This window comes from Sphingomonas daechungensis (assembly GCF_014489495.1).
GTDB lineage: Bacteria > Pseudomonadota > Alphaproteobacteria > Sphingomonadales > Sphingomonadaceae > Sphingomicrobium > Sphingomicrobium daechungense.
Window position 1 is genome coordinate 1405775 of record NZ_CP060780.1, and the last position, 26023, is coordinate 1431797.

Annotated in this window: 15 protein-coding genes, 1 tRNA gene and 6 pseudogenes; 12 read left to right on the top strand and 10 right to left on the bottom strand. The window is 63.1% G+C overall.

Going from position 1 to position 26023, the window contains the following annotated elements; genetic code table 11:
* Positions 1-33 precede the first annotated feature (33 nt).
* Positions 34-527 (top strand): annotated as a pseudogene (gene msrB, locus H9L15_RS07530) (peptide-methionine (R)-S-oxide reductase MsrB).
* Positions 528-531: 4 nt separating this feature from the next.
* Positions 532-2241 (top strand): cytochrome c biogenesis protein DipZ, encoded by a 1710-nt coding sequence (locus H9L15_RS07535; protein ID WP_187715704.1) that lies wholly within the window; start codon positions 532-534, stop codon positions 2239-2241.
* Here the strand turns inward: H9L15_RS07535 and H9L15_RS07540 are convergent.
* The 3 genes from H9L15_RS07540 to H9L15_RS19515 form a co-directional block, all read right to left on the bottom strand.
* Positions 2228-3754: an MFS transporter gene (locus tag H9L15_RS07540; protein ID WP_187715705.1), complete on the bottom strand. Its 1527-nt coding sequence runs from the start codon at positions 3752-3754 to the stop codon at positions 2228-2230. The two genes, H9L15_RS07535 and H9L15_RS07540, sit on opposite strands and share 14 nt — an antisense overlap.
* A gap of 62 nt (positions 3755-3816) precedes the next feature.
* Positions 3817-4302, bottom strand: coding sequence for a substrate-binding domain-containing protein (locus tag H9L15_RS19510; RefSeq protein WP_317617621.1), 486 nt, complete (start codon positions 4300-4302; stop codon positions 3817-3819).
* 41 nt (positions 4303-4343) lie between these two features.
* Positions 4344-4892, bottom strand: coding sequence for a LacI family DNA-binding transcriptional regulator (locus H9L15_RS19515; protein WP_317617622.1), 549 nt, complete (start codon positions 4890-4892; stop codon positions 4344-4346).
* Between the two features lie 107 nt (positions 4893-4999).
* Between H9L15_RS19515 and H9L15_RS17320 the strand changes: the two genes are divergently transcribed.
* The 8 genes and pseudogenes from H9L15_RS17320 to H9L15_RS07575 all read left to right on the top strand — a co-directional run bounded on the left by H9L15_RS17320 (position 5000) and on the right by H9L15_RS07575 (position 16010).
* Entirely contained in the window at positions 5000-5836 is an 837-nt protein-coding gene (locus H9L15_RS17320; protein ID WP_223276597.1) for a TonB-dependent receptor plug domain-containing protein, read from the top strand.
* Complete coding sequence (locus tag H9L15_RS17325) at positions 5833-6495, top strand: TonB-dependent receptor (protein ID WP_223276598.1); 663 nt, start codon at positions 5833-5835, stop codon at positions 6493-6495. The genes H9L15_RS17320 and H9L15_RS17325 overlap by 4 nt, the downstream gene beginning before the upstream one ends.
* 133 nt (positions 6496-6628) lie before the next feature.
* Positions 6629-7966, top strand: a complete 1338-nt coding sequence (locus H9L15_RS17330) for a TonB-dependent receptor domain-containing protein (protein ID WP_223276599.1) — start codon at positions 6629-6631, stop codon at positions 7964-7966.
* A gap of 137 nt (positions 7967-8103) precedes the next feature.
* The gene (locus H9L15_RS07555; protein ID WP_187715706.1) at positions 8104-9636 is read left to right on the top strand and encodes a tryptophan halogenase family protein; all 1533 of its coding nucleotides are present in this window, start codon (positions 8104-8106) and stop codon (positions 9634-9636) included.
* Between the two features lie 11 nt (positions 9637-9647).
* Positions 9648-11419 (top strand): annotated as a pseudogene (locus H9L15_RS07560) (alpha-amylase family glycosyl hydrolase).
* Positions 11409-12908, top strand: a pseudogene (locus tag H9L15_RS07565) (alpha-amylase family glycosyl hydrolase); the annotation flags it as partial. The pseudogenes H9L15_RS07560 and H9L15_RS07565, both read left to right, overlap by 11 nt.
* Positions 12909-13011: 103 nt before the next feature.
* Positions 13012-15087, top strand: coding sequence for a glycoside hydrolase family 97 protein (locus tag H9L15_RS07570; protein ID WP_187715707.1), 2076 nt, complete (start codon positions 13012-13014; stop codon positions 15085-15087).
* Positions 15087-16010, top strand: a complete 924-nt coding sequence (locus H9L15_RS07575) for an alpha/beta hydrolase (protein ID WP_187715708.1) — start codon at positions 15087-15089, stop codon at positions 16008-16010. Before H9L15_RS07570 ends, H9L15_RS07575 begins: the two co-directional genes overlap by 1 nt.
* 4 nt (positions 16011-16014) lie before the next feature.
* Here H9L15_RS07575 and H9L15_RS07580 read toward each other — a convergent pair.
* Positions 16015-16090: transfer RNA gene (locus H9L15_RS07580), tRNA-Thr, on the bottom strand.
* 176 nt (positions 16091-16266) lie between these two features.
* Here H9L15_RS07580 and H9L15_RS07585 point away from each other — a divergent pair.
* Together H9L15_RS07585 and H9L15_RS07590 are read left to right on the top strand one after the other, a co-directional pair.
* Entirely contained in the window at positions 16267-17622 is a 1356-nt protein-coding gene (locus H9L15_RS07585; RefSeq protein ID WP_187715709.1) for a PAS domain-containing protein, read from the top strand.
* Between the two features lie 103 nt (positions 17623-17725).
* Positions 17726-22379, top strand: a pseudogene (locus H9L15_RS07590) (NAD-glutamate dehydrogenase).
* On the opposite strand, the gene H9L15_RS07595 reads toward H9L15_RS07590, so the two are convergent.
* From H9L15_RS07595 to H9L15_RS19535, 6 genes and pseudogenes are all read right to left on the bottom strand, one after another.
* Positions 22366-22602 carry a ribbon-helix-helix domain-containing protein gene (locus tag H9L15_RS07595; RefSeq protein ID WP_187715710.1) on the bottom strand — a complete coding sequence of 79 codons (237 nt, stop codon included), beginning with the start codon at positions 22600-22602 and terminating at the stop codon, positions 22366-22368. The pseudogene H9L15_RS07590 and the gene H9L15_RS07595 overlap by 14 nt on opposite strands.
* Positions 22602-23324: an acetoacetyl-CoA reductase gene (phbB, locus tag H9L15_RS07600; RefSeq protein ID WP_187715711.1), complete on the bottom strand. Its 723-nt coding sequence runs from the start codon at positions 23322-23324 to the stop codon at positions 22602-22604. The genes H9L15_RS07595 and phbB overlap by 1 nt, the downstream gene beginning before the upstream one ends.
* Positions 23325-23356: 32 nt before the next feature.
* Positions 23357-24359 (bottom strand): annotated as a pseudogene (gene hemH, locus H9L15_RS07605) (ferrochelatase).
* A complete protein-coding gene (locus tag H9L15_RS20305; protein WP_398286863.1) occupies positions 24356-24730 on the bottom strand; it encodes a class I adenylate-forming enzyme family protein in 375 nt (124 codons plus the stop codon). The pseudogene hemH and the gene H9L15_RS20305 overlap by 4 nt, the downstream one beginning before the upstream one ends.
* A 146-nt stretch (positions 24731-24876) precedes the next feature.
* Positions 24877-25317, bottom strand: a pseudogene (locus tag H9L15_RS19530) (AMP-binding protein); the annotation flags it as partial.
* Positions 25318-25334: 17 nt separating this feature from the next.
* Positions 25335-26018 carry a class I adenylate-forming enzyme family protein gene (locus H9L15_RS19535; RefSeq protein WP_317617626.1) on the bottom strand — a complete coding sequence of 228 codons (684 nt, stop codon included), beginning with the start codon at positions 26016-26018 and terminating at the stop codon, positions 25335-25337.
* Positions 26019-26023 lie beyond the last annotated feature (5 nt).

Consider the following 26023-nt stretch of genomic DNA (forward strand, 5'->3'; position numbering starts at 1 on the left):
AACCATCTTGGGCTGCCCTGCGAATGATGGTCCATGACGAACGAAACCAGTAGCCGCCGCAGTTTCCTCGCGCTTGGTGCCGGGTGCCTTGCCACCGCACTGATCTTCTCGCGCACGGGGAAGGCAAGCGCCGAACCGCAATTCGAAATCCGCAAGGCACCCGCGCAATGGCGTCAAAGCCTGGGCGATCAGCGCTATCATATCCTGCGTGAGGCGGGGACGGAGCGTCCATACTCCAGCCCGCTCAATTCCGAGCATCGCCGCGGCATATTCTCGTGCGCCGGCTGCGCGCTGCAATTGTTCAACTCGTCGACCAAGTTCGATAGCGGAACCGGCTGGCCAAGCTTCTATCGCCCCTGCCCAAGGCAGTCGTCACGAGAGAAGACAATTCGCTGCTGATGCACCGCACCGAGGTGTTGTGCCGCCGGTGCGGAGGGCATTTGGGACATGTCTTCGACGACGGCCCGAAACCGACCGGGCTTCGCTACTGCATGAACGGCCTCGCGCTGACCTTCCGGGCGGCCTGAGCCCATGCTGATCGCGCTGCTCGCCTACCTTGGCGGTATGCTGACTATCGTCAGCCCCTGTATCCTGCCGGTCCTGCCCTTCGTGTTCGCCAACGCGGGCCGCAGCTTCACGCGCGGTGCTTTGCCGATGCTTGCGGGAATGGCGCTGACCTTCGCGATCGTCGCGACATTAGCCGCGATTGGCGGAAGCTGGGCGGTTCGCGCGAACGAGATCGGACGGTGGGTCGCGCTCCTGCTGCTCGCCTTGTTCGGGCTCGCGCTGATTTTCCCGGCGCTGTCGGACCGGGCCACCCGGCCTCTCGTTGCACTGGGCTCACGTCTGTCGGAACGCCAGGGACAGGATTCGATCTGGTCGTCAGTAGTTCTCGGTATCGCGACCGGCCTGCTGTGGGCGCCCTGTGCCGGGCCCATCCTCGGCATCATTTTCACTGCTGCTGCCCTTCAAGGGGCGACGCTCGGAACATCCCTGCTGCTCCTCGCCTACGCACTCGGCGCTGCGACCTCGCTTGCACTTGCACTGCTTGTCGGTGGGAAAGTGTTTCAGCGCATGAAGGGCTCGCTTCACGCCACCGAGCAGGTCAGGCGCGTCCTTGGCGTTCTCGTCATTGCTGGCGTGGTCGCGATCGCGCTCGGTCTCGACACGCGCGTGCTGTCGAAGGTCTCCAGCGCGCAGACCGCCTCGCTGGAGCATGGAATTGCGCAGAAGCTCGGCCTCGGCGGTACGGACCAGGTCACGAAGATCGGCCCGGGTGGGAAGCTTCCCGTCGAAGGCGAGATGCCCTCGCTGGACGGCCTCGGTCCGTGGATCAACAGCGGGCCGCTCACGCGCGAGCAGCTCCGCGGGAAGGTCGTGGTGATCGATTTCTGGACCTACAGTTGCATCAACTGCATCCGCTCAATCCCCTACGTCCGCGCCTGGTATGAGACGTACAAGGACGACGGCTTGGTCGTGATCGGGATCCACGCGCCGGAATTCGCTTTCGAACGCAGTCCCGAAAACGTCCGCAAGGCGGTCGCCGATCTCGGGATCAAGTATCCCGTGGCGCTCGACAACAAGCTGGTCGTATGGTCGGCGCTCAAGAACCGCTACTGGCCCGCACACTACTTCTTCGATGCGCAAGGGCGTCAGCGCTATCACCACTTCGGCGAAGGCCGGTACGGCGAATCCGAGATGGTTATTCGCCAGCTTCTGGCGGAGGCCGGGCGCGCACCCAAGGCGGGCGGGATGGCCAAGGCCAATGCGCAGGGCGCTGAAGCGGCTGCGGCGCTAGCCAGCATCGGTTCGCCGGAAACCTACATCGGATATAGACGGGCGGACCGCTTCGTCTCTCCAGGCGGGCAGGCCCACGATGCCGCAAAGACCTATGGGCCAGCAGCGTTGAAGCTCAACGACTGGAGCCTCGAGGGCAATTGGACGGTTGGGCGGCAGAGCGCGACGCTGAATGCGGCGCCCGGCGCGATTGCCTATCGCTTCCATGCTCGCGACCTGCACCTCGTGCTCGGGTCGGCCAAGCCGGTACGTTTCCGGATTACGATCGACGGCAAGGCGCCGGGCCCGGACTCGGGCGTGGACGTGAAGCCCGACGGAAGCGGCGTCATTCAGGAACAGCGGCTGTACCAGCTGGTCCGGCAGCAAGGCGACATTCGCGACCGCACCTTCCGGATCGAGTTCATCGATCCCGGTGTCGAGGCGTTCGCCTTCACCTTCGGCTAGGGCTCGCAGCCTCGGCAGTTTCCTCGCTGACTCGTGTCATGGCCAGCGCTGCCAGCGCCATGACGGCGGCCGCGAATGCCATGGTGTAGATCGGCTCGTCGGGGAAAAAGGCCTTCATGATCGAACCCATCACCGTTGCAACCAGAAGCTGCGGGACGACGACGAAGATGTTGAACAGGCCCATGTAGATGCCAAGCTTCTTCTGCGGGAGGTTTGATGCGAGGATCGCGTAGGGCATGGCCAGGATCGAAGCCCAGGCGATGCCGACGCCGATTTCCGCGATCAGCAAATGGTTGGCGTCCTTGAACAGGAAAAAGCTCGCGTAGCCAACCGATCCGCAGAGCAAGCCGACGATGTGCGTTCTCACCTTGCCGATACGCTTTGCCAGGAACGGCAGAAGCGTGAGCGCGGCAATTGCCGCAACGCCGTTGTAGGTGGCGAAAAGGACGCCGACCCAGTTGCCGCCCTCCTGGTATGCGGCGCTGGTCGCATCCGCGGAGCCGAAGAAATACTGGGCGACCACCGGCGTCGTGTTGATCCACATGATGAACAGAGCGGACCAGCTGAAGAATTGCGCCAGCGCGAGCTTCTTCATCAGGGGCGGCATTCCGGAAAAGTCACCGACGATGCTCGAAAGCATGTTCGACGATTTGCCACCCTTGGCCATCTGAATGCCGGCGACGGAGGCGAGGCCATAGGCGATCAGCAGACCGCCGAGCAGGTAAACCTCCTTCTCGAGGCCGAAAGCGTCGGTTCCCGCGACGACCGCAGCGCCCGCCGCAATCCAGGCGAAGCTGGAAGTCAGGGTGCGCGCTGCCAATGCGCGGATGGTGACCGTCCCGTCGTCCTCGGCTGAGTCGCCGCCGAACGCTCCAACTTCCTCGGGCGAATATTCGCGGGTTGTCAGGATGGTCCACATCACGGCAGCGAACAATGCGAGACCGCCTGCCCAGAAGCTGTAACGGACCGTATCGGGAATGTTACCAGCGGCCGCTTCGTTGGCGACGCCCCAATGTTCTAGCAGGTAGGGGAAGATCGACCCGACGACGGCTCCGGCGCCGATGAAGGCGGTCTGCACCGCATAGCCAGCGGTGTGCTGGTCGCGCGGGAGCATGTCGCCGACGAAGGCTCGAAACGGCTCCATCGAAATGTTGAGGCTCGCGTCGAGCACCCAGAGCAGAAGGGCCGCCATCAGCAAGACGTGCGATAGAGGCATGATGAGTAAAGACAGTGCAGCGAGGATCGCTCCGGTCAGGAAATAGGGCCGGCGTCTGCCGAGCCTTCCTAGCCAGGTCCTGTCCGACATGTGTCCGATGATGGGCTGCACCAGAAGGCCCGTCAGCGGCGCGGCCACCCACAGCGCCGGCAGGTCGTCGAGGCTCGATCCGAGCGACTGGAAAATCCGCGACATGTTCGCGTTCTGAAGCGCGAAGCCGATCTGGATTCCGAAGAAGCCGAACGAAATATTCCAAAGGCCGGCAAGACTTTGCCGAGGTTTCTCACTGACGGGCATGCTCTCTCCCCATGCGCTCGCGCGCAAGCTGGCAGATCGAATCACGTTGGACAATTCGCCTGTCAGGCGGGAAGGCTGGACTCGCGGACGACCAGCTTGACCGGAAGAAGCATGGTCTGTGCACTGCCATATTCGATCGCTTCAACGGCGGCTTCGACCAGTGCTTCGCCTGCCCGGCGCGAATCCTGGCGGACCGTGCTCAGCGGTGGGCTGGACAGGCTGGCAGCCGGAATATCGTCGAAACCGACAATCGCGACTTCCGATGGAATTGCCCGGCCGAGGTGCTGAAGCGCGTGCATCGCGCCGATGGCGGCAACATCGCTTGCCGCGAATACGGCGTCGAACTCCGCGCCCCTTCGAGCCAACTCCTCGATCGCTTCGCGACCGTCCTGCTCGCTTGGTTCGGCCTTCACGCAAAGGCGGTCGTCAGGTTCGATTCCGGCAGCGCGCAGGGCGCGGCAATAACCCCGCCAGCGGTCGTAGACTTCCTGGTAGCCTGGCTCCGCCGTTCCGATAAACGCAATGTTCCGACGGCCCGTTTGCAGCAAGTGCTGCGTGGCATCGAACCCGCCTTGTTCATTGTCCGATCCTACCGAGGCCCCGAGCTGGCCATCCGGCCCCGGGCAGCCCCAGCGAACGAAATGCGTGCCCGCTCGACCAGTCGCCGCAGGGCGGGCTCCGACTGGAAGAAGTCGCCATAGCCGAGGAGGATGATCCCGTCGGCCTTGTGCGTGTCGGCATAGTCGACGTGCCAGTCTGACGAGAGTTGCTGGAACGAGATGAGGAGGTCGTAGCCGGTGTCGGCGCACTTGCGGACCATCGCGCCCAGCATCGACAGATAGAACGGATTGATCAGGCTGGCGTCTGCCGATGCTTCTTCAAACAGCAATGCCAGGGTTCGGGAGCGGCTTCGGCGCAGCCCGGACGCATTCTTGTCGACCTTGTAATTCAGCTGTTCGGCCGCAGCGAGAACACGCGCCCTCGTCTCCGCGCTGACCGACGGGCTGTTGTTCAGCGCGCGGGACACCGTCGGCTGCGAAACGCCCGCCAAAGCAGCGATATCGAATGAGGTCGGCCGCCTCTGCATCTCTCCCAATGCGAGATTAAGGCTCCTGAATACGTATGTATAGCCGTTCACCCCCATTCCGCCCGCGCCGAGGACTGATATTCGTAAGTCCATTGAGGAGAGAGACGCCCGCGCTGCTTGGGGCACTTGCCGGCCGGGTGTGAAATAGGGGAACACAAATGGCAAAGTTGACTACGCGTTCGCGGCTGGCGGCAGCGGTGAGCCCGCTCGCGTTCGGTATCGCATTATTCGCCGGTTCGAGCGCGGCATGGGCGCAGGATGCTGCAGCTCCAGCCGATCCGAACGCCGCGGCCGCAGCTGCCGCGGCACAGGATGCCGCCGATGCTTCTGGCGACCAGGCCGATGCCCAGCCGAGTGAAGGCACGATCGTCGTCACAGGCTTCCGCGCCTCGCTCCAGAACGCGGTCAACACGAAGAAAAGATCCGAGCTCGTCGTCGAGTCGATTTCGGCCGAAGACATCGGCAAGCTACCCGATGCATCGATCGCAGAGTCGATCTCGCGTCTGCCGGGCCTGACTTCGCAGCGACTTTCTGGTCGTAGCAACGTCATCTCCATTCGCGGCTTCTCGCCAGACTTTTCGACGACTCTCTTGAATGGTCGCGAGCAAACCTCGACCGGCGACAATCGCGCGGTCGAATACGATCAGTATCCGTCGGAAATCATCAACCAGGTGAACGTCTACAAGACTCCGATGGCGAGCCTTATTGGACAAGGCCTCTCCGGCACTGTGGATCTCCGGACCATCCGTCCGCTCGACATCAAGGAGCGGATCATCTCGGTCGGTGGCCGTGGCGTCTATACCGACGGCAAGCGCCTCAACCCGGACGTCGATCGGGTCGGCTGGCGCGTCAATGCGCTTTACGCGGACAAGTTCGGCGATGGGAAGTTCGGTATCGCCCTTGCCGCGTCCTACCTGAACGAGCCCTTCCAGACGGAGGAGTTCAACGCCTGGGGCTATCCGGGAACCGGTGCGGGCGGCAGCGCCCCTACGTGATTGGCGGGTCGAAATCGTACAACACGTCGACGAATCTCAAGCGCCTCGGCTTGATGGGCACCCTGCAGTTCCGCCCGACGCCGAACTTCACGTCGAGCCTCGATGCGTTCTACTCCGACTTCAAGGACGACTCGATCAAGCGCGGCGTCGAGCTTCCTTTGTACTGGGGCGGCGTTCCGCTCCTTAATCCAGTCGCGAACGGAAGCCTGGTGACGTCCGGCACTTTCGGAGACGATCCGGCCACGACGCCCGTTGAAGGCGTGAAGGGCGTCGTTCGCAATGACGTTTTCCAGCGCCACGCCAAGCTTTACGCCTTCGGCTGGAACAACGAATGGCACAGCGATGACGGCTGGCGTGTGTCGACCGACATTGCGTTCTCCAAGACGGATCGCAACGAGCTCAACATCGAGAGCTATGCGGGCACAGGCCGCGCCGGAGTTGGCGCCGTCGACGACATCGGCTTCACCAGTGGAAACAACGGAAGCCGCTTCACCCACAATCTGGATTACTCCGACTGGAACACGATCCTGCTGACCTCGCCGCAAGGCTGGGGCGGCACGCAGATCGCAGTCGATGGAACCACCATCGTCGGGGCCAGGACGGCTATTATAACAACCGCATCATCGAAGATAAGCTTTGGCAGCTGCGCGGTGACGTAGGAAAGGAATTCGAGAACAGTTTCATCAGCGGTGTCCAGGCCGGCATCAACTACACGCATCGTTCGAAGGATCTCGTCCCGACGAATACTTCCTCGGTCTGGCCGCGAACACGACCGGCACGGTCAGCATTCCGGTGCCTGACCAGTTCCGCCTTGGAACGGCCAACACGTTCTTCGGCCTCGGTCCGATGATTGCGTACAACCCGCTCGATCTTATTGCCGCCGGCATCTACAACCTGGTTCCCAACCCGTACGGCGACGTGGTCGTTAAGAGTTACTCGATCGACGAGCGGCTAATCACGCCATACATCCAGGCGAACATCCGCGCCGATCTCGGAGCAACCCAACTCACGGGCAATGTCGGCGTGCAGGCTGTTTTCACCGAGCAGCGATCGGTCGGTGCGTCCGCAGTGTTCCTCGGAACGAATCCGAACGGCTCCCCGAACATCGGTGCCAACGTCAACGATACGAAGGCGACCTACACCGACGTTCTACCGAGCTTGAACCTGTCGTTCCGTATGCCGAACGATTTCGTCATTCGCTTTGCGGCGGCACGCGAGATCATTCGGTCGAGGCTCGACGATCTCAAGAACTCGCTGAGTTGGAGCTACACGCTCATCACGCCTCCGGGCGGCTCGAGCGTCGCGTTCGTCACAGGCTCTTCGGGGAATCCCAACCTGCGCCCATGGCGCGCGAACGCCCTCGACCTGACGTTCGAGAAGTACTTCGGGATCAAGGGTTATTTGGCGGCACAGTTCTTCTGGAAGGACCTCAAGAGCTACGTCTATAATCAGGACGTTCTCATTCCGGTAACGGATCTTGCTCTCTCGCCACCGGCGAACAACGTGCCGTTCGCTCCGCTTGCGCAGCTCAATATTCCGATCAACGGCAAGGGCGGCAAACTGTACGGTGTCGAGCTTGCGGGCACACTTCCATTCGAAACCTTCACGCCGGCCCTGGAAGGCTTCGGCCTTACCGGTGGTGTCAGCTATACGAAGTCCAGGATCCGGCCGAATCCTGGAGCTCCAACATCTGCGTTGCCGGGGTATTCGAAGTGGGTCGTCAACGGCACGGCGTACTACGAGCGGAATGGCTTCAACCTTCGCGGAAGCATGCGCTATCGCTCGAGCTTCATCGGCGAGGTTTCCGGGTTCGCCGCAAACCGCGTTCGCCGAAACGCAAGGGCCGAGACGATCTTCGATGCTCAGGTTGGGTACGACTTCCAGCCGGACAGCTTCCTGCGCGGACTGTCGGTCTATCTTCAGGGCCAGAACCTGACGAACGAGCCGTTCGTCACAACCAACCCAGGAGCGAACGACCAGATCATCGATTACCAGACGTACGGCCGGCGCTTCCTGCTGGGTGCGACGTACAAGTTCACGCCGCCGCCGGCCCGCCAGCGCCGCCGCCGCCACCTCCGCCGCCGCCTCCGCCGCCTCCGGCGACGCAGACCTGCGCGGACGGATCGGTGATCCTGGCAACCGAGGCCTGCCCGGTTCCGCCGCCGCCTCCGCCGCCACCGCCGCCGGCGCCGGAACGCGGCTGATCTGGAAGCGGACCCGGCGACGCGATGATGGCGCCGCCGGGTCCCGCCTCGTAAGAGATCGATATGAGTGAGGGACCTCAGCGCCGGATCGTCGTCGTAGGCGGCGGCACGGCCGGGTGGATGACGGCTGCGGCGCTTGCGCGTTTTTGCGTTCCGCAATTTTCAGTGACGCTGGTCGAATCCGACGAGATCGGCACTGTCGGCGTCGGCGAAGCCACGATTCCGCACATCGTCCTGTTCAATGAGGCGCTGGGCATCGATGAGGCCGAGTTCCTCGCTGCGACGGGCGCGACGTACAAGCTAGGCATCGCCTTTGAAGGTTGGGGCGCGAGCGACCAGGCCTATGTGCACGCATTCGGTCAGGTCGGACGCGGCATCGGCCTGCTCCCGTTCCATCATTACTGGCTGAGAGCCCGGTCACTCGGGTTCGCCAAGCCGTTCGGTCATTATCTCCTCAACACCATCATCCTTGCCGGGGATCGCTTCGCGCACATCAGGCGCGAGCCAGGCAACCCGCTGCCGCCCGTGCCATACGCCTTCCATTTCGATGCCTCGCTCTATGCCCGCTTCTTGCGTGGTTATGCCGAGCAGCGCGGCATCACCCGCCAGGAGGGGCGGATCGTTGCCGTCAACCGGCATCCAACCAGCGGCGACATCAGCTCGGTGACTCTCGCGAACGGCGCGCAGATCGAAGGCGATTTGTTCGTCGATTGCTCTGGCTTCCGGGGTTTGCTGATCGAGCAGGAACTGGAAGCGGGATTCGACGACTGGACCCAATGGCTCCCATGCGATCGGGCAACAGCGGTCCCCTGCAGCAGTGTTCAGCCGGTCACGCCCTACACCAGGGCGATCGCTCGCAAGGCAGGATGGCAATGGCGGATTCCATTGCAGCACCGGATCGGAAATGGCCACGTACACTGTTCGCGCCACATCAGCGAAGATGAGGCGACTGCGATCCTCTTGTCCAATCTCGACGGAGAGCCAATGGCCGAGCCGCGCACCTTGCGGTTCACGACCGGGCGCCGGCGCAAGGCATGGGTCCGAAACGTCGTCGCCATCGGTTTGTCTTCAGGCTTCATCGAGCCGCTGGAGTCCACCAGCATCCATCTTATCCAGACGGGAGTGAACCGCCTTCTGGAACTGCTTCCGGCCGGCGAGATCAGTGAGACCGCGAGGGACAGCTTCAACGCGCGCTCCGCGTTCGAGATGGAGCGGCTGCGTGACTTCGTCATCCTCCATTACCATGCCAACGGACGCCAGGACGAACCGTTCTGGGACGAGCTTCGGACCATGGAGCTCCCTCAAAGCCTGCGGCAAAGGATCGACCTGTTCCGTCAGTCTGGCGGGGTCTTTCCCAGTCTCGACGAGCTGTTCGATCTTCGCGGTTGGGTTCAGGTGATGATCGGTCAGGGCATCATTCCCGAGCGTTGGCATCCGCTGGCCAATCAGATCGAGGAAGAGAAGCTTCGCCAGTTCCTCGAAATGACCGAACAAGCCTACATCCGCGAGGCCGAGGGACTGCCGGATCATGGCGCCTATGTGTCAAGATTCGCGCCTATGGCATCCAATGAAATTCCTGCAGGAGCAAACGCGTGAAGAGGAGTTTGTTGCTTCTATGCTTCGGAATCGCCGGGCTTTGCGGCGGCCAGGCCCAAGCCCAGACATATCGTGACCGCTTGCCAGAGGACGAGGTCATCTACTTCGTCCTTCCCGATCGGTTCGAGAACGGTGACACGACCAATGACAAAGGCGGTCTCAAGGGCGATCGCCTGGCGACAGGTTTCGATCCGGCCCACAAGGGCTTCTTCCACGGGGTGATCTCAAGGGGCTGATCAAGCGGCTCGATTACATTCAGGGGCTCGGGGCAACCGCGGTCTGGGTTGCGCCCATCTTTCAGAACAAGCCGGTCCAAGGCCCACCGGGGCAGGAAAGCGCCGCTTACCACGGCTATTGGATCACTGATTTCACGCGGGTGGATTCTCATCTTGGCAGCAACGCCGACTTCAAGGCGCTGGTCGACGCAGTCCATGCGCGCGGGATGAAATTCTACATGGACATCGTCGTGAATCACACGGCCGACGTCCTGTATCCGGCCGAGTGCGCGGGGCAGGGGCAATGCCCGTATCGAAGTATCGCTGATTATCCCTACCAGCGGCGCGGCGGCATCGCTGGCGCAGCGATCAACTCGGGCTTCGACGGGATCAACTTCGATGCCCTGAAGGATCCGAACTACGCCTACACGGTCCAGGTGAAACCGGCGGAGAAGGACATCAAGGTTCCCGCCTGGCTGAACGACCCCATCTATTATCACAATCGTGGGGACACGACGTTCAGGGGCGAGTCCAGCCAAATGGGCGACTTCGTCGGTCTCGACGATGTCTTCACCGAGCACCCGCGCGTCATCGATGGCATGATCGAGATCTACGGCGCCTGGATCGACAAATATGGCGTCGACGGATTCCGCATCGATACGGCGCAGCACGTCAATCCGGAATTCTGGCAGAAGTTCGTGCCGGCGATGCTCGAGCGCGCAAAGGCGCGAGGCATTCCGAACTTCCACATCTTCGGCGAAGTCGCGACGAGCGAAATGGACCCGGCTCATACCGCAGTGAACACGCGCGTGGACAGGTTGCCGAGCGTCCTCGATTTCCCGTTCGCGCGTGCCGTCGTCGATACGGTTGCAGGCAAGGCCGGAACCGACGAACTCGCCAGGCTATTCCGGGGCGACGCGCTCTACGAAGGCGGGCCTTCGGCAGCGCTGCAGCTGCCGACGTTCCTTGGCAATCACGACGCCGGCCGGTTTCCGATGCTGCTCAAGATGTTTGGATACCAGGGCAGTGACGATGAGCTTCTGAAGCGCTCCATGCTCGGCCATGCGATGCTGCTGACCCTGCGCGGCGTTCCGACCATCTACTCAGGCGACGAGCAAGGGTTCGTCGGGAAGGGTGGCGACCAGGATGCTCGGCAGGACCTGTTTGCCTCCAAGGTGACGACCTACAACGAGGGTAAGCTTCTTGGCACGGCCGCGACGACTGCGCAGGTGAACTTCAATACCGATCACCCGATTTACCGAGAGATCGCGACACTCTCGCGCATCCGGACCAGCAACGCCGCGCTGACCCGGGGGCTGCAGACGATCCGTTATGCGCAAGAGAAGCCAGGGCTGTTTGCCGTGTCCAGGTTCGATCCGGCCTCCGGCCGCGAGATGCTGCTTCTGTTCAATACATCGAACGAGCCCGTGGAGCAGAATGTTCGCGTCGAAACCCGGTCGGCGGAGTTCGAAACACTGGCCGGAACATGCGCTCCCAAGGCATCCGCGCCCGGAAGCGTTCGCGTGACCCTGCCTGCACTCGGCTATGCGGTGTGCAATGCTCGCTGACGAGGCGCGTACCGAAAATCGGGTTGCAACGTCGCAGCCGTGGTGGCGCGGCGCCGCGATCTATCAAATCTATCCGCGCAGCTTCGCGGATTCGAACGGTGACGGTGTCGGCGACCTGCCGGGCATCGCGGCCAAGCTCGACTATGTTCGCGATCTCGGCGTCGATGCGATTTGGCTGTCGCCCTTCTTCACCTCGCCGATGCGCGACTTCGGATATGACGTTGCCGACTATTGCGATGTCGATCCGGTGTTCGGGACTCTTGAGGACTTCGACGATGTCGTCGAGCGGGCGCATTCGCTTGGCCTGAAGGTCATCATCGACCAGGTCTATTCGCATACGTCCGACCAGCACGGCTGGTTCAAGGAAAGCCGGTCGAGCCGCGAGAATCCGAAGTCCGACTGGTACGTCTGGGCCAACGCTAAGCCCGACGGTTCGCCTCCGAGCAACTGGCAGTCGGTGTTCGGCGGGCCGGCGTGGACCTGGGACGGTCGCCGCGGTCAGTATTACCTGCACAATTTCCTGACCGAGCAACCGGACCTGAACCTGCACAACCCGGCGGTGCAGGATGCCATTCTCGATGCCGCGCGTTTCTGGCTCGATCGAGGGGTCGACGGCTTCCGCATCGACGCAATCAATTTCGCGATGCACGATCCCGAGCTACGCGATAACCCGCCAGCGCCGAACGGCACGAAGCGGACGCGGTCGTTCGATTTCCAGCAGCACCTCTACAACCAGTCTCACCCGGACATCGTGGGCTTTCTCGAGCGCTTGCGCCGGCTGACCGATGGATACGGTGACCGCTTCACGCTTGCTGAAGTTGGCGGCGATCACGCATTGTCGGAAATGCGCGCATTCACAGAAGGCGATGCGCGTCTGAACAGCGCTTACGGCTTCGACTTTCTCTATGCCGAAGCGTTGACCCCCGAACTCGTCGCGCACGTCGCCCGGGACTGGCCGGAGGGCGCGGGCTGGCCAAGCTGGGCCTTCGAAAATCACGATGCTCCGCGCGCCATCTCACGCTGGGCAACGGACGAAAACCGCGACCAGATCGCCCGCTTGAAGATGCTGCTCCTCGCGACGCTGCGCGGATCGATCATCCTGTACCAGGGTGAAGAGCTGGGACTGCCGCAGGTCGACGTCCCGTTCGAACGGCTTCAGGATCCGGAAGCCATTGCCAACTGGCCGAACACGCTTAGCCGCGACGGCGCGCGGACACCGATGCCCTGGACGTCGAACGCACCGCAGCTCGGCTTCTCGACGGGTGAGTCTTGGCTTCCAGTGGGCGATGCACATCGTGAGCTGGCCGTCGATCGGCAGGAATCGAACAGGGGATCGCTTCTTCAATTCACCCGCGACTGCCTGAAGCTCCGCCATTCCCATCCGGCGCTGCGCCATGGGTCGATGAAGATACTGCGGGCGGACGAGCAACTGCTTGTATTCGAGCGAGCGAAGAATGGTTCGCATATCCGCTGCACTTTCAACTTGTCTGAAAAGGAATTGAGCCACGCTTCCGCCGGCAAGGGGATTGCGCTCGCTGGCCATCTCGACGCCGGAACCCTTGGTGCTTACTCGGGGTGGTCGAGGAGATTTCATGACCCTGTTCCGTCTGGCTTTTGCGTTCCTTCTCTGCCTCATCGCCATTCCAGCCGCCGCTCAGGACGTGGCCCAGGCCGCGTCAGGTTCAAAGATCGTCGCCAGTGCGACGTCTCCGTCCAAAGTCCTGCAGGTCGACGTGACGCTGAGCCCGGAGGGCCGCGTCGGCTATGTAATTTCGCGGTCGGGCAAGCCGGTGATTTCCGACAGCCGGCTCGGCTTTCTCTTCACCGATGCACCCGAGATGCTGCGCAACTTCGTGTTTGCAGGGCAGTCGTCGCGAAGCTTCGACGAGACTTGGGAGCAGCCGTGGGGCGAGTACCGGACGATCCGCAATCGCTACAACGAACTCACAGTCAGCTTCGATGAGAAGAACTGGGACAAGCGGCGCATGAGTGTCGTGTTCCGGGTCTTCGACGACGGCGTCGGCTTCCGTTACGCACTCCCGCAACAGGCGAAGCTCACTCGCGCGAACATCGCCGAGGAGCTCACCGAGTTTACCATCGCCGAGCCGGGCGAGGCCTGGTGGGATCCCGCGTTCGAATGGAACCGCGAGGAATATGTCTACAACCGAACGCCGATCGAGCAGATCGGTACGGCGCAGACCCCGTTGACGATCCGCACTGCGAGCGGGCTGCACTTGTCGTTCCACGAAGCCGCGCTGGTCGACTATTCGGCGATGAACCTGCGCCGCGTTGGCGGCCGTACGCTGAAAGCGGTGCTGACGCCGTCCTCGATGGGTCCAAAGGTCAGCCGCGACACGCCGCTTGCGACGCCTTGGCGGGTGATCTTGATCGCACCCGACGCTCCGTCGCTTTATCGCTCCGCGCAGATCATCCTGAACCTCAACGAGCCCAACAAGATCGGCGATGTCAGCTGGTTCAAGCCCGAGAAGTATGTCGGCATCTGGTGGGACATGCATCTCGACCGGAAGACCTGGGAGTCCGGTCCCAAGCACGGCGCGACGACCGAATATACGAAGCGCATGATCGACTTCGCCGTCAAGAATGGCTTCGGCGGCGTCCTCGTCGAAGGATGGAACAAGGGGTGGGACAAGAACGGCGACTATGAATGGTTCGCCAACGGGTCGGAATTCAGCTTCACCGAGGCCTACCCCGATTTCGATATCGAAGAGCTGGCGCGATACGCGAAGTCGAAGGGCGTCGGTCTGATCGGTCACCATGAAACCGCCGGCAATATCGTGAATTACGAGAAGCAACTCGGGCCGGCGCTCGACCTCTACCAGCGCCTCGGCATTCACGCGGTGAAGACCGGCTACGTCGCCGATGCGGGCGGCATCCAGGCGCTTGGGCCCGACGGCAAGACCCACTTCGAATGGCACGAAGGCCAGACGATGGTGAACCATCACCTGAAGGTCGTCACCGAAGCCGCCAAGCGGCAGATCGCCGTCAATCCGCACGAGCCGGTCAAGGACACCGGCCTTCGCCGTACCTATCCCAATTGGGTCTCCCGCGAGGGCCAGCGCGGCATGGAATACAACGCCTGGGGCGAGCCCAAGAACCCGCCGGAGCATGAGGCGAACCTGGTGTTCACGCGGCTGATCGGCGGACCGATGGATTTCACGCCGGGCGTGCTGAGCCTGACCGGCAAGAACAACACGCCGATCCTCTCGACGCTGGCGAAGCAGCTGGCACTGTATGTGGTGATCTACTCACCGATCCAGATGGCGCCGGACCTCATTGAGAATTACGAGGCCAATCCAAAGACCTTCAAGTTCATCAAGGACGTCGCTGTCGACTGGGACGACACGCGGATGCTTGCAGGCGAGGTCGGGGATCTCGCCGTGTTCGCCCGCAAGGCGCGGGGCTCGGACATGTGGTTCATCGGAGCGGTCGGCGATGAGCAGGAACGCCGCTTCGACGTTGCGCTCGATTTCCTGAAGCCAGGCAAGACGTACCGCGCGGAAATCTACCGCGACGGTGACGATGCCGATTATCGAACGAACCAGCGTTCGATCGCGATCGAACAAAGAATTGTCACAGCCAAGGATCGCATGGCACTGCGGCTCGCCCCGGGCGGCGGCGCGGCAGTCCGGTTCGTCCCGCTCCGCTGATGCTCCGCGTTCTTGCCACGGCATTGCTATTGCTGGTTAGCGCGCCGGCGATCGCGAAGGTCGGTGCAGGGACTCTCGTCGAACTGGGCAGCGTTCAATCCCGATATTCCGACCCTCGCCGAGTCACCGTCTGGCTGCCAGACAGCTACCGTCCGAACGGCCCCCGCCATGCTGTGCTCTACATGCACGACGGTCAGAACCTGTTTGATCCGGAAACCGGCTACGGCGGTTCGGAGTGGAAGGTTGACGAGGTTCTCGATCGCCTGATCCGGGAGAAGAAGGTTCGCCCGACCATCGTCGTCGCCATCTGGAACACGCCGAAGAGGCTGCGCGAATATGTGCCGTCCAAAGCGTTCGGACGCCTGCCGGCGCAATATATGGACCGGGTTCGCGGCCTCTACGGCGGGGATCCTCTGTCGGACGGCTACCTGCGATTCATCGTCCAGGAGTTGAAGCCGGCGATCGACAAGAGATTCCGCGTGAAGACCGACCGCGTGAATACGGCGATCATGGGGTCGTCGATGGGAGGGCTGATCTCGCTCTACGCGATCGACGAGTATCCCAAGGTGTTCGGCGGAGCTGGAATGCTGTCCACGCACTGGCCGCTGTTCCTGCCCGCCGATGGCGGCAAGTCGATCAGCGATGACGAGTATGAGATCGTCTCGTCAGCCTTCGAAGGCTATCTCGCGGCCGCTTTGCCGAACCCGAATACGCATAGGCTGTACTTCGACCATGGCAGCGAAACGCTCGATGCCATTTATGCGCGCTATCAGAAGCGCATCGATGCAGTCGTCGCCAAGCGCGGCTACCGGCGTGACCGCAACTGGATCAGCAGGAACTTTCCCGGCCAGGCGCACAACGAGGCCAGCTGGGCATCCCGCGTGGAGATTCCTCTCCAGTTCCTTTTGCCAGCGGAGAAATGAAGGCTGGTGCCGCTTGGGGGACTCGAACCCACGACCCCATCATTACGAATGATGTGCTCTACCAGCTGAGCTAAAGCGGCATGCCGTCTCGTCAGGCCGAACCCGGCCTCGGAAGCGGCGCTCGCCCTAACAGCGCGTTCCGAGCGCGGCAAGCCCGAAGCGCCCGGCGCTTACCTGAACAGATAGGGTTAACGTTTTCTTCAAGCTTCACCCGCATTTTCCGCCTTGCCGAATTGTGGGGAGTAGGCCGAGGGGCATGGACAGTTATCGCGAGCATCCGAGCGACTTCGACACTTCGTCGATGTCCGAGGACTCATCGTCCGATCAGGCGAACGTCGACATCGGTTCCGATGAGCGGCGGATGCACGTCCGCGCTTACAACTACTGGGTCTCCCTGCTCGACGGCCGTGACTATCCTTCCATCGAGGACCTCGAGCCGGGCGAAGTCAGCGACTTTGCCGCCAATAGCGTCCTCCTCGATTTCACCGCTGGCCGCGACAACCCGGCGACTCCCTACATTGGCGCTGCCGTGCGCGAGGAGTGCGGGCTTGGCGAGGGCATCCAATCGATCTCTGAGGTTCCCAGCCGCTCCCTGCTGTCGCGCCTGACCGATCATTACCTTCAGATCATCGCCAACCGCGCGCCGATCGGCTTCGAGGCCGAGTTCGTGAACCAGCGCGAGGAGCCGATTTGCTATCGCGGCATCTTGATGCCGTTTTCATCCGACGGCGACACGATCGACTTCATCTACGGCGTCATCAACTGGAAGCGCGCTGCAATCGCGTTGGACAAGCAGCCGATCGCAGCCGCCGTTGCAGCGAACGACTTCGACCTGGAAGAGGACGACGAGCTCCTCCTCGAAGAAGCTGTCGAGAGCGACGAAGAGCTGGTTCTCGAAGAGACTTATAGTCCGGGCGAGGAGCCTGCTCCGGAGGCGCCGACCGGCCGAATCCATTTCGCCTGGGAAGACGGCCCGCTCCATGATCCGGATTCGGACGAGGACATGCCGGAGATCGTCCTCGACGAAAATGCAGGGCTGGCCGATCGCCTGTGGGCCGCGCGCGAGACCGCCGATGCGGTTAAGGCCGCGGACGGCCGCAGCCGCTCCGCGCTCTATCAGGCGCTGTCGAAGGCCTACGACTTTGCCCTGGCTGCCGAGCGCGAACCGGACGACTATGCCGAGCTGCTGGAGGAATCCGGCATGAAGGCGCAGGCGCGGGCGCCGATGACGCCGATCGTGAAGCTCGTCTTCGGAATCGACTACGACAAGGCGCGTCTGACGGAGTTCGCCGCAGCCCTGGCCTACGGCCGCCGGCAGGACGTCGAGCAGGGAGGCTTCCTCAAGTTCATTGAGAGCCAGGTCGGCGGCCTCAAGGCCCTCGTTGCCGCCGAACGCCAGGCGAAGCGTCCGGAGCCGAAAGTGGACACCAGGTCCGAAGCGGCGAAAGCGAAGCTTCGCGAAGCCACTCCGATTGCGCTCGAGACCGTCGCGTCCGAATCCGAGTTCGCACTGGTGCTCACCCGTCGCCGCGTCGATGGCGGCGTCGATCCGGTGGCGTTGGTCGACGACGAAGCGATGGTCGAAAAGGCCATTCGCCGCGCCGGCCTCTGATTTTCCAGACTTAGTTCAAGATCAGGACCAGCCGGGGTTGTCCCCTTGGAAGGGCAGGTCTATAGGCCGCGAGCATCGCACGTCTGCGGAGCCAACCGATTTCATGACCGCCCATATGCGCCTCGCGAGGCCTCTTGTTTCGTCCATTCGTAAGGCGCTGACGCAGAATGCGTTGCCGGAGGAAACGGAGGGCCTGACCTCCGCGACAGAGCGGGATGCTGCCGAGTTCCTCGCCGCCGTGGGGGCGCGCCGCAAACGCGGCGAAGTCGCGATTTCCATCGAATCGACGGGCGGTGAAGCTGGGCACAGGCGGATGCGGATCGGCATCGTCAACGACGACATGCCGTTCCTGGTCGATTCGGTCGCCAACGCGATTGCGCGGCAACAGCTGACCATTCACCGCTTGTTGCATCCCGTCGTCTGTGTGGAACGCGACAAGGACGGAAAGCTGAAGTCGGTCGAGCCGCTGTGCGGCGACAAGGATCGCCGCGAATCCCTGATGTATATTGAGCTCGACCGTACCCACGCGCGCGGCCGGCGCGAGCTTGTCGATGACCTCAAGACCGTGCTGTCGGACGTCAAGGCCGCAGTCCGCGACTGGCCGAAGCTACAGGCCAAGATGCGCGAAGACGCGGCGAAGATCGAAGAGCCGGAAGGGCGTGCGCTCCTCGAATGGTTCGCCGACGGAGCCATGACTTTGCTCGGCTACGAGGTCGAGCGCGCGACGGGACAGCCGACCGATGTGCTCGGCATCTTCAGCATCCCCGGCGCGCCGACCGATGAAGGCGGCGCGCTTGGTGCAATGCGCTATTTCGAGGCCGGCGGCTCCGTTCCCCTCATGGCGAAGGCCGAGCGCAAGTCGAGCGTGCACCGCCGCGTACCATTGGACCTGGTTGTCGTGCCGATCCGAGAGAAGGGCAAGGTCGCGGGAATCGGGGTCCATGCCGGCTTATGGACGAGCCAGGCGCTGACATGGCCCGCCGAAGAGGTGCCGCTGGTCCGTGAACGGCTGCTGCAGCTGGACAAGGACTTCGGCTTCGATCCCAAGGGGCATAGCGGCAAGGCCCTGCGTCATGCCGTATCGTCGCTCCCGCGCGACCTCCTCGTCAGCGTCGACTGGGACTCGCTTCGAGCGCTGGTGATGATGGCCATGTCGCTGGCCGATCGGCCGCGGCCTGCGCTGCTGCTGGTCCGGAGCATCCTTAAGGGACAGCTGTTCACCTTCGTCTGGCTGCCCAAGGAAGACCTCAACACCCAGCGCCGCGAAGCGATCGCCGCGATGATGGAGGAAGTGGTCGGCCGGGCGATCACCAGCTGGTCGTCGGAGACGGGGGAAGGCGACCTCGCCCTGATCCGCTACACCCAGTACATCGACAATGACGCCCCGACGCCGGACGCGCGAGCGCTCGACGACCGGCTCAACCAGATGGTGCGCGGCTGGGCGCCGGCGGTCGAAGAGGCGCTCATCGCAAGCGTTGGAGCGCCCAGGGCGACCCGGCTCACGCTGACCTATGCCGGTGGATTCTCCGACAGCTATCGAACGCGCACGCGCCCGGAGGAGGGCGCGGAGGACATCATGCGCCTGGCGGCGCTTGGCGGTTCCGACGATCGCGGCGTGCGCCTGTTCCGCCGGCCGAACGACGAGCCCGGCCAGCTGCACATCAAGACCTACCGCCGCGGGTCATTGATTCCGCTTTCGGAAGCCGTGCCCGTGCTGGAGAATTTCGGCTTCCGGGTGCTCGAGGAAATGCCATCCCAAGTCGGCACCGAAGGGTCGCTCAGCTTCATCCACGACTTCCGCCTGGAACTGCCCGAGGGCGATATCGACGCGATCCTGGCAAGGGCGAGTGAGATCGAAGCCGCAATTTCCAGCGTCTTTAGCCGGGAGGCGGAGGACGACGAATTCAACCAGCTCGTCCTCTTTGCCGGCCTCGATACGCAGCCGGTGGTCTGGCTCCGATCCTGGTTCCGCTATCTGCGCCAGACGGGGAGCTCCTTCGGCTTGGTCACGGTCGTCGATGCGCTTCGCCGCGCGCCCCGAGCGACAGCCGCGCTGGTCGGTCTCTTCACCGCGCTTCATGACCCGACCGCCAAGCGGAATCGTGTCACCAAGGCGGACAACCTCCGTCAGCAGTTCGACCAGGCCCTGACCGCGGTGCGCTCGATCGACGACGATCGCATCCTTCGCCGCCTGCGAGCGCTGGTGGAGGCTGTCCTTCGCACCAACGCCTTCTCGCAGAAGGCCGACGAGGCGCTGGCGTTCAAGATCAACTCGTCGTTGGTCCCCGGACTTCCTCGCCCGGTGCCGTGGCGCGAAATCTGGGTGTACAGCCCACGCGTCGAGGGCGTTCACCTGCGCGGCGGCCCGGTCGCCCGCGGCGGTCTTCGCTGGTCCGATCGCCGCGACGACTTCCGCACGGAAATCCTCGGCCTGATGAAGGCCCAGGTGGTGAAGAATGCGGTCATCGTTCCGACCGGAGCGAAGGGCGGCTTCTATCCCAAGCAGCTGCCGCCCGCTTCCAACCGAGACGCCTGGTTCGCGGAAGGGACGGAGAGCTATCGGATCTTCATCCGGTCGCTTCTGTCGATCACCGACAACATCGTCGAAGACAAGGTCGTTCACCCTGAAGGCGTGGTCATCCACGACGGCGAGGATCCATACTTCGTCGTCGCGGCCGACAAGGGAACGGCAACCTTCTCCGACGTCGCCAACGCGCTTGCGCTGGAGCGCGGCTTCTGGCTCGGCGATGCCTTCGCGAGCGGCGGCTCCTATGGCTACGATCACAAGGCGATGGGCATTACGGCCCGCGGCGCATGGGTGTCGGTCCAGCGCCACTTCCTCGAAATGGGAATCGACGTCCAGACTGATCCGATCACGGTCGCTGGAGTCGGCGACATGTCGGGCGACGTGTTCGGCAACGGCATGCTGCTGTCGAAGGCGATCAAGCTGGTGGCGGCCTTCGACCACCGCCACATCTTCATCGACCCCGACCCCGACCCGGCGTCGAGCTGGGAAGAGCGCGACCGGATGTTCAAGCTGCCACGGTCCAGCTGGGACGATTACGACCGCAAGAAACTCTCCAAGGGTGGCGGAATCTACCCGCGCACCCAGAAGTCGATCGAGCTCAGCGCGGCGGCCAGGCAGGCCATCGGGATCGATTCTTCGATTACCGACCCCGCCGCGATCATGAACGCGATCCTGAAGGCGCAGGTCGACCTGCTGTGGTTCGGCGGCATCGGCACCTATGTGAAGTCGTCGCTGCAATCGAACGTGGATGTCGGCGATCCGGCTAACGACGCGATCCGCGTTGATGGCATCGAAGTGCGGGCAAGGGCGATCGGCGAGGGCGCCAACCTCGGCATCACGCAGGCCGGACGCATTGAATTCTCGGAGAAGGGCGGCCGGATCAACACCGACTTCATCGACAATAGCGCGGGCGTCGACTGCTCCGACAAGGAAGTGAACATCAAGATCCCGCTCAACCGGGAGATGAACGAAGGCCGGCTGGCGTTTGAAAAGCGCAACGCCCTGCTCGTGAAGATGACGGACGATGTCGCCGAGATCGTGCTGGAGGATAACCGCCTCCAGACGCTGGCGCTTTCGATCGCCGAAAGCGGCGGCGCTCGCGCGCTGCCCGGTTACGTGCGGACGATCGAGTTGCTGGAGTCTGCCGGCCGCCTCGATCGCAAGGTTGAGGGCTTGCAGGGCAGCGAAGAGTTGCTCCGTCGCGGCCAGGAGAACCGCGGCCTGACGCGGCCGGAGTTGGCCGTCGTTCTGTCGATGTCGAAGCTGGCGCTCCAGGACGCCGCAGAAAAGCTCAAGCTCGCTGACGACAAGGTCGTCGAAGGAGAGCTTTACGAAGCCTTCCCGGCACCGATGCGCAAGGCGCACGCCAGCGCCATTCGCGCTCACCGGCTCCGCAACGAGATCCTTGCGACCCGGGTCGCCAACCGGCTCGTCAATCGCCTTGGCCCAGCGCAGCGCTCGACCTCACCGAGGAAGAGGGCGCGTCGCTTGCGCAAGTGGTCGCGGCTTTCCTGGTTGCCGAGAAGCTTCTCGATCTGCCCAAGCTGTGGGCCGAGATCGAGGAGACGCCTTTGCCGGAGATGGTTCGCGTCGAACTGTTCTCGATCGCGGCAAGCAGCGTCCGCAATCACATTTCGGACATCCTCCGCTCGGTCGGTGCGGAGACAAGCGTGTCCGCCATGTGCAAGCTGCTCGAACCGGGGGTTCGCAAGATCTCCGCGGCGGCGGCAAAGCTGATCCGGTCGGAGGTGCGCAACGAAGCGGCGGCGCGGCGCGAGCGGCTGCTTTCGCTTGGCGCGACCGATGACATCGTGAAGGGTCTCGTTCGCCTGTTCGAGCTGGACGGCATCTTCGGCCTGGCCGCGCTCGCTGCGCGCAAGAAGCTCGACGAGCTTGCCTTGGCCCGGGCTTACACCACGCTCGGTGAAGCGTTGGGGATCGACTGGGCGCAGCAGCAGATCGCGCGGTTCATGCCGCCGACCAGTGGGAGCGCTTGCTGACGGCCGGGCTGGCTCGCGACTTCGAGCAGCTTCGGATCGACTTCCTGTCACGCATGCGCAGCAAGGATTCGGATGCGGCGGTCGAGGAATGGGTCTCGGCTCAAGGCGCCAGGCTGGAGCAGTTCCGCAACCTGATCGCGCGTGCTCGGACCGAGGGCTCTGTCAGCGCGTCCATGCTGGCGCAGATTGCGTCCCAGGCGCGGATCCTGCTCGCCGCTAGCGAGCGTTGACGAACAGCCATTGCCTGACCGCCGAGGTCAGGTTCGGAATGGGCCGCGTTTCCAGCCGCGAAGAGTCGATCTCGGCGATCAAGGCGCTGAGCGGCTGTCCTGCCTCGGCCGCGGCTTGCTCCAGCGCGGCCCAGAACATGGGTTCGAGGCTGATGGAGGTCTCGTGCCCGGCGATCGTGACTGATCGTTTGACGGGGCGACCGAAACCTCCCGCCTCGGCCATCAGTACATGTGCTGCCCGCCGTTGATCGACAACGTCGATCCGGTGATGAAGCCGCCATTCTCGTCGACCAGGAAGGACACGCCGCGAGCAATTTCGTCGGCGCGGCCAAGCCGGTTCACCGGGATGCGGGCGACGATCTTCGCAAGCACGTCCTCGGGAACCGCAGCGACCATGTCGGTGTCGATATAGCCAGGTGCGATGGCGTTCACCGTCACACCGGAGCGCGCGCCTTCCTGTGCCAGCGCCTTGGTGAATCCGTGAATGCCCGACTTGGCGGCGGCATAATTGACCTGCCCGTACTGGCCGGCCTGCCCGTTGATCGAGCCGATGTTGACGATGCGGCCGTAACCGCGGCCGGTCATGCCTTCCCACACGGCCTTGGCCATGTTGAAGCAGCCGCCGAGGTTCGTATCCATCACCTCCTGCCACTTCTGGTGGTCCATGCGCTTCATCGTTGTGTCGCGGGTGATGCCGGCGTTGTTGACGAGCACGTCGACCGGGCCGACCTCGGCCTCGACCTTGGCGACGCCTTCCTGGCAGGCTGCGTAATCGGAAACGTCCCATTTGTAGGCGGGGATTCCGGTGCGCTCCGTAAACTCGCGAGCGCGCTCTTCATTGCCCGCATAATTGGCAGCGACTTTCATGCCCTGGTCGCGAAGCGCGACGCTGATCGCCTCGCCGATGCCACGGGTACCGCCGGTCACAATTGCAACGCGCGCCATCTATCTCTCCCTGTCTCTCTCCGGGACCGGGCTTATGATTCTACGGTCCAGCCTGCAAGTTCACGGCGGACCAGCGCTTCGAGCATGTCCATCGATTCAGGCGCATCGTTGAGGCAGTCGAGCCGCGCGAAATGCTCTCCGCCGCGGATAGGAACGTCTCCCGCCCCGGATTCCAAGCTCTTCGACCGTCTCTACACAATCGGCGGCAAAGCCCGGCGCTGCGATCGCGATCCGCGTGACGCCCTCCTTCGGATAGTCGGCGAGCACCTTGTCCGTTGCGGGTTCAAGCCACTTCGCGCGCCCGAATCGCGACTGGAAAGCAATGTCGGTCGGGATGCCCAGTTGCTCGCTCAGGAGACGCGCGGTCTTCTGGCAATGACAATGATAGGGATCGCCGCGCTCGAGCGTCCGCTGCGGCATTCCATGAAAGCTGAGCAACAGGCGCTGGGGTTCGAAACCCAGGGCGGCAAGCTGACGTTCGAGGCTGGCTTTCAGCGCATCGATGTGGAGTGGATCGTCGTAATAGGGCGGTAGCGTTCGCAGGGCCGGCTGCCGCCGCATCGAGGCGACCTTGCCAAACACCGCGTCGAGCGCGCTGGCCGTCGTTGCTGCGCAATATTGCGGGTAGAGCGGCGCCGCGAGAATTCGCTCGCAGCCGAGCGCGGCCAAATTCTCGATGGCCTTGCCGATTCCGGGATTGCCGTAGCGCATCGCGAAATCGACAATGACGTCCTCGCCGAGGCGCTTCGCCAAGGCCTCTGCCTGGCGCCTGGTAATGGCCGCGAGCGGTGACCCTTCTTCAGTCCAGACCTGCTTGTACGCGTGCGCGGACTTCTTCGGCCGGGTGCGCAGGATGATGCCGTGAAGGATCGGTAGCCAGGCAATGCGCGGTATCTCGATGACCCGCGGGTCGCTGAGGAACTCGGCGAGGTAGCGGCGCACGGCGGCTGCTTCCGGTGCATCGGGTGTGCCGAGATTGATCAGCAGTACGCCGACGCGGCCGTGTGCAACTTGCGGGTGATTGGCAGGCTTCAACGGCGGTACTGCGCCTTGATGGCAACGCGGTCGATCTTGCCCGTCCCGAGCTTCGGCAGCGGATCGTCGACAAAGATGAACCGGGCCGGGATCTTGAATGCGGAAATGCGCGGCTCAAGGAAAGCCCGAAGCTCGGCATCGTCGAGCTGGTTGCCCTCCTCCACATAAACGACCGCGACCGGAACCTCTCCAAGCCGTTCGTCAGGCATCCCGAACACGCTGGCTTCGGCGACGGCCGGGCAGGCGTAAATTTCCGCCTCGACTTCGGCGCAGGGGATGTTCTCACCGCCCCGGATGATGATGTCCTTCTTGCGGTCGACGATAAAGAGGTAGCCGTCTTCATCGAGATATCCGATGTCGCCGGTCCGCACGTAGCCGTCGTCCGTAAACGCCGCCGATGTCGCTGCGGGGTCATCCCAATAGCACTTGATGTTGGCGGCCGAGCGAATGGCGACTTCCCCCGCTCGAAAGGCGGCAGATGCGCATCGCCCGCTCCGAGGATCGCAAGATCGACGAATGGCTTCTGCGCCCGTCCGGTGGAATCCGGCTTGGCCGCGTAATTGCCCCAGAAGTTGGAGCAACCGACGGCATTGGTCTCCGTCAGTCCATATCCGAGCGCAGGCTGCGCCTTCGGGAATTCTTTGCCCAACCGCTCGACATGACTCACCGGCCGCGGTGCGCCGCCCGCCGCGATGTCTGTCAGTGACGACAAATCGTATTTGTTGCGGTCGGGGTGATTCATCAGCTCCAGGCTCATTGTCGGCACACCGACGAAGTAGGTGATGCCTTCCTTCTCGATCAGCCGGAGCGCCTCGCCCGCATCCCACTTCGCCATCATCACCATCGTCCGGCTGATCACGAAGCTGTTGAGCATCACCGGGACTTCGCCAGTGACGTGGAAAAGCGGGACGTTGATCAGGGTCCGCTTCGATGTCGGCGCGCGGTTTTCCTCGGTCATGATGCCGAGGAGCACGATCAGGCCAGTCGCATAGGCATAGACGCCAGTCGTAACGGCCGGTGGGTGGAAAGCGCACCCTTGGATTCGCCCGTCGATCCCGACGTGAACAGGATCGTCGCATCGTCGTCGGGCTCGACCTCAGGCAGGCTAGCCCCGGCCTCGACGCCATCGAGGAGCGGCGTCAGTGCAGCCGAGAGCGGCTGTTCGATCGGCAGCGTCACCAGCTTGCACGATCCGCAAACGCCTTCGATCCGCTTCGCGCGCGGCGCGTCGGCGATGATCAGCTTCGGGCTGACCATGTCGAGCGCATGTTGCATCTCGTGCGGCTGCCACCAGCCGTTGAGCAGGGTCGCAATCCCTCCGGCCTTGGCGATGGCCATGTAGCTGACGACCCAGGACGGGCAGTTGCGCATCGCAATGCCGACGCGGTCGCCTTTCGCGATACCGCGCGACGCGAGTGCGTGGGCTAGCTGTTCGGACCACTGGTCGAGATCGGCGAAGGTCAGTCGCTCATCCCCTGCGACGATCGCTTCGACCTGGGCATTGAGTGCGCAGAACGTTCGGAAGAAGGACGGCAACGTTGCCGGGAAATTTGTGACGATCGACCGGCCCTTTTGGTCTTCGCCAATGATCAGCCGCCCGCCGGGCCCGACGACCCTCGCCAACATGTCATCGAACTTAAGGTCGAGCTCCGACGGCATCCCTT

Coding starts and splice junctions, on each gene's coding strand:
- H9L15_RS07535 (WP_187715704.1), top strand. CDS start 532: ATGCTGATCGCGCTGCTCGCCTACCTTGGCGGTATGCTGACTATCGTC.
- H9L15_RS07540 (WP_187715705.1), bottom strand. CDS start 3,754: ATGCCCGTCAGTGAGAAACCTCGGCAAAGTCTTGCCGGCCTTTGGAAT.
- H9L15_RS17320 (WP_223276597.1), top strand. CDS start 5,000: ATGGCAAAGTTGACTACGCGTTCGCGGCTGGCGGCAGCGGTGAGCCCG.
- H9L15_RS07555 (WP_187715706.1), top strand. CDS start 8,104: ATGAGTGAGGGACCTCAGCGCCGGATCGTCGTCGTAGGCGGCGGCACG.
- H9L15_RS07570 (WP_187715707.1), top strand. CDS start 13,012: ATGACCCTGTTCCGTCTGGCTTTTGCGTTCCTTCTCTGCCTCATCGCC.
- H9L15_RS07575 (WP_187715708.1), top strand. CDS start 15,087: ATGCTCCGCGTTCTTGCCACGGCATTGCTATTGCTGGTTAGCGCGCCG.
- H9L15_RS07585 (WP_187715709.1), top strand. CDS start 16,267: ATGGACAGTTATCGCGAGCATCCGAGCGACTTCGACACTTCGTCGATG.
- H9L15_RS07595 (WP_187715710.1), bottom strand. CDS start 22,602: ATGGCCGAGGCGGGAGGTTTCGGTCGCCCCGTCAAACGATCAGTCACG.
- phbB (WP_187715711.1), bottom strand. CDS start 23,324: ATGGCGCGCGTTGCAATTGTGACCGGCGGTACCCGTGGCATCGGCGAG.
- H9L15_RS19535 (WP_317617626.1), bottom strand. CDS start 26,018: ATGCCGTCGGAGCTCGACCTTAAGTTCGATGACATGTTGGCGAGGGTC.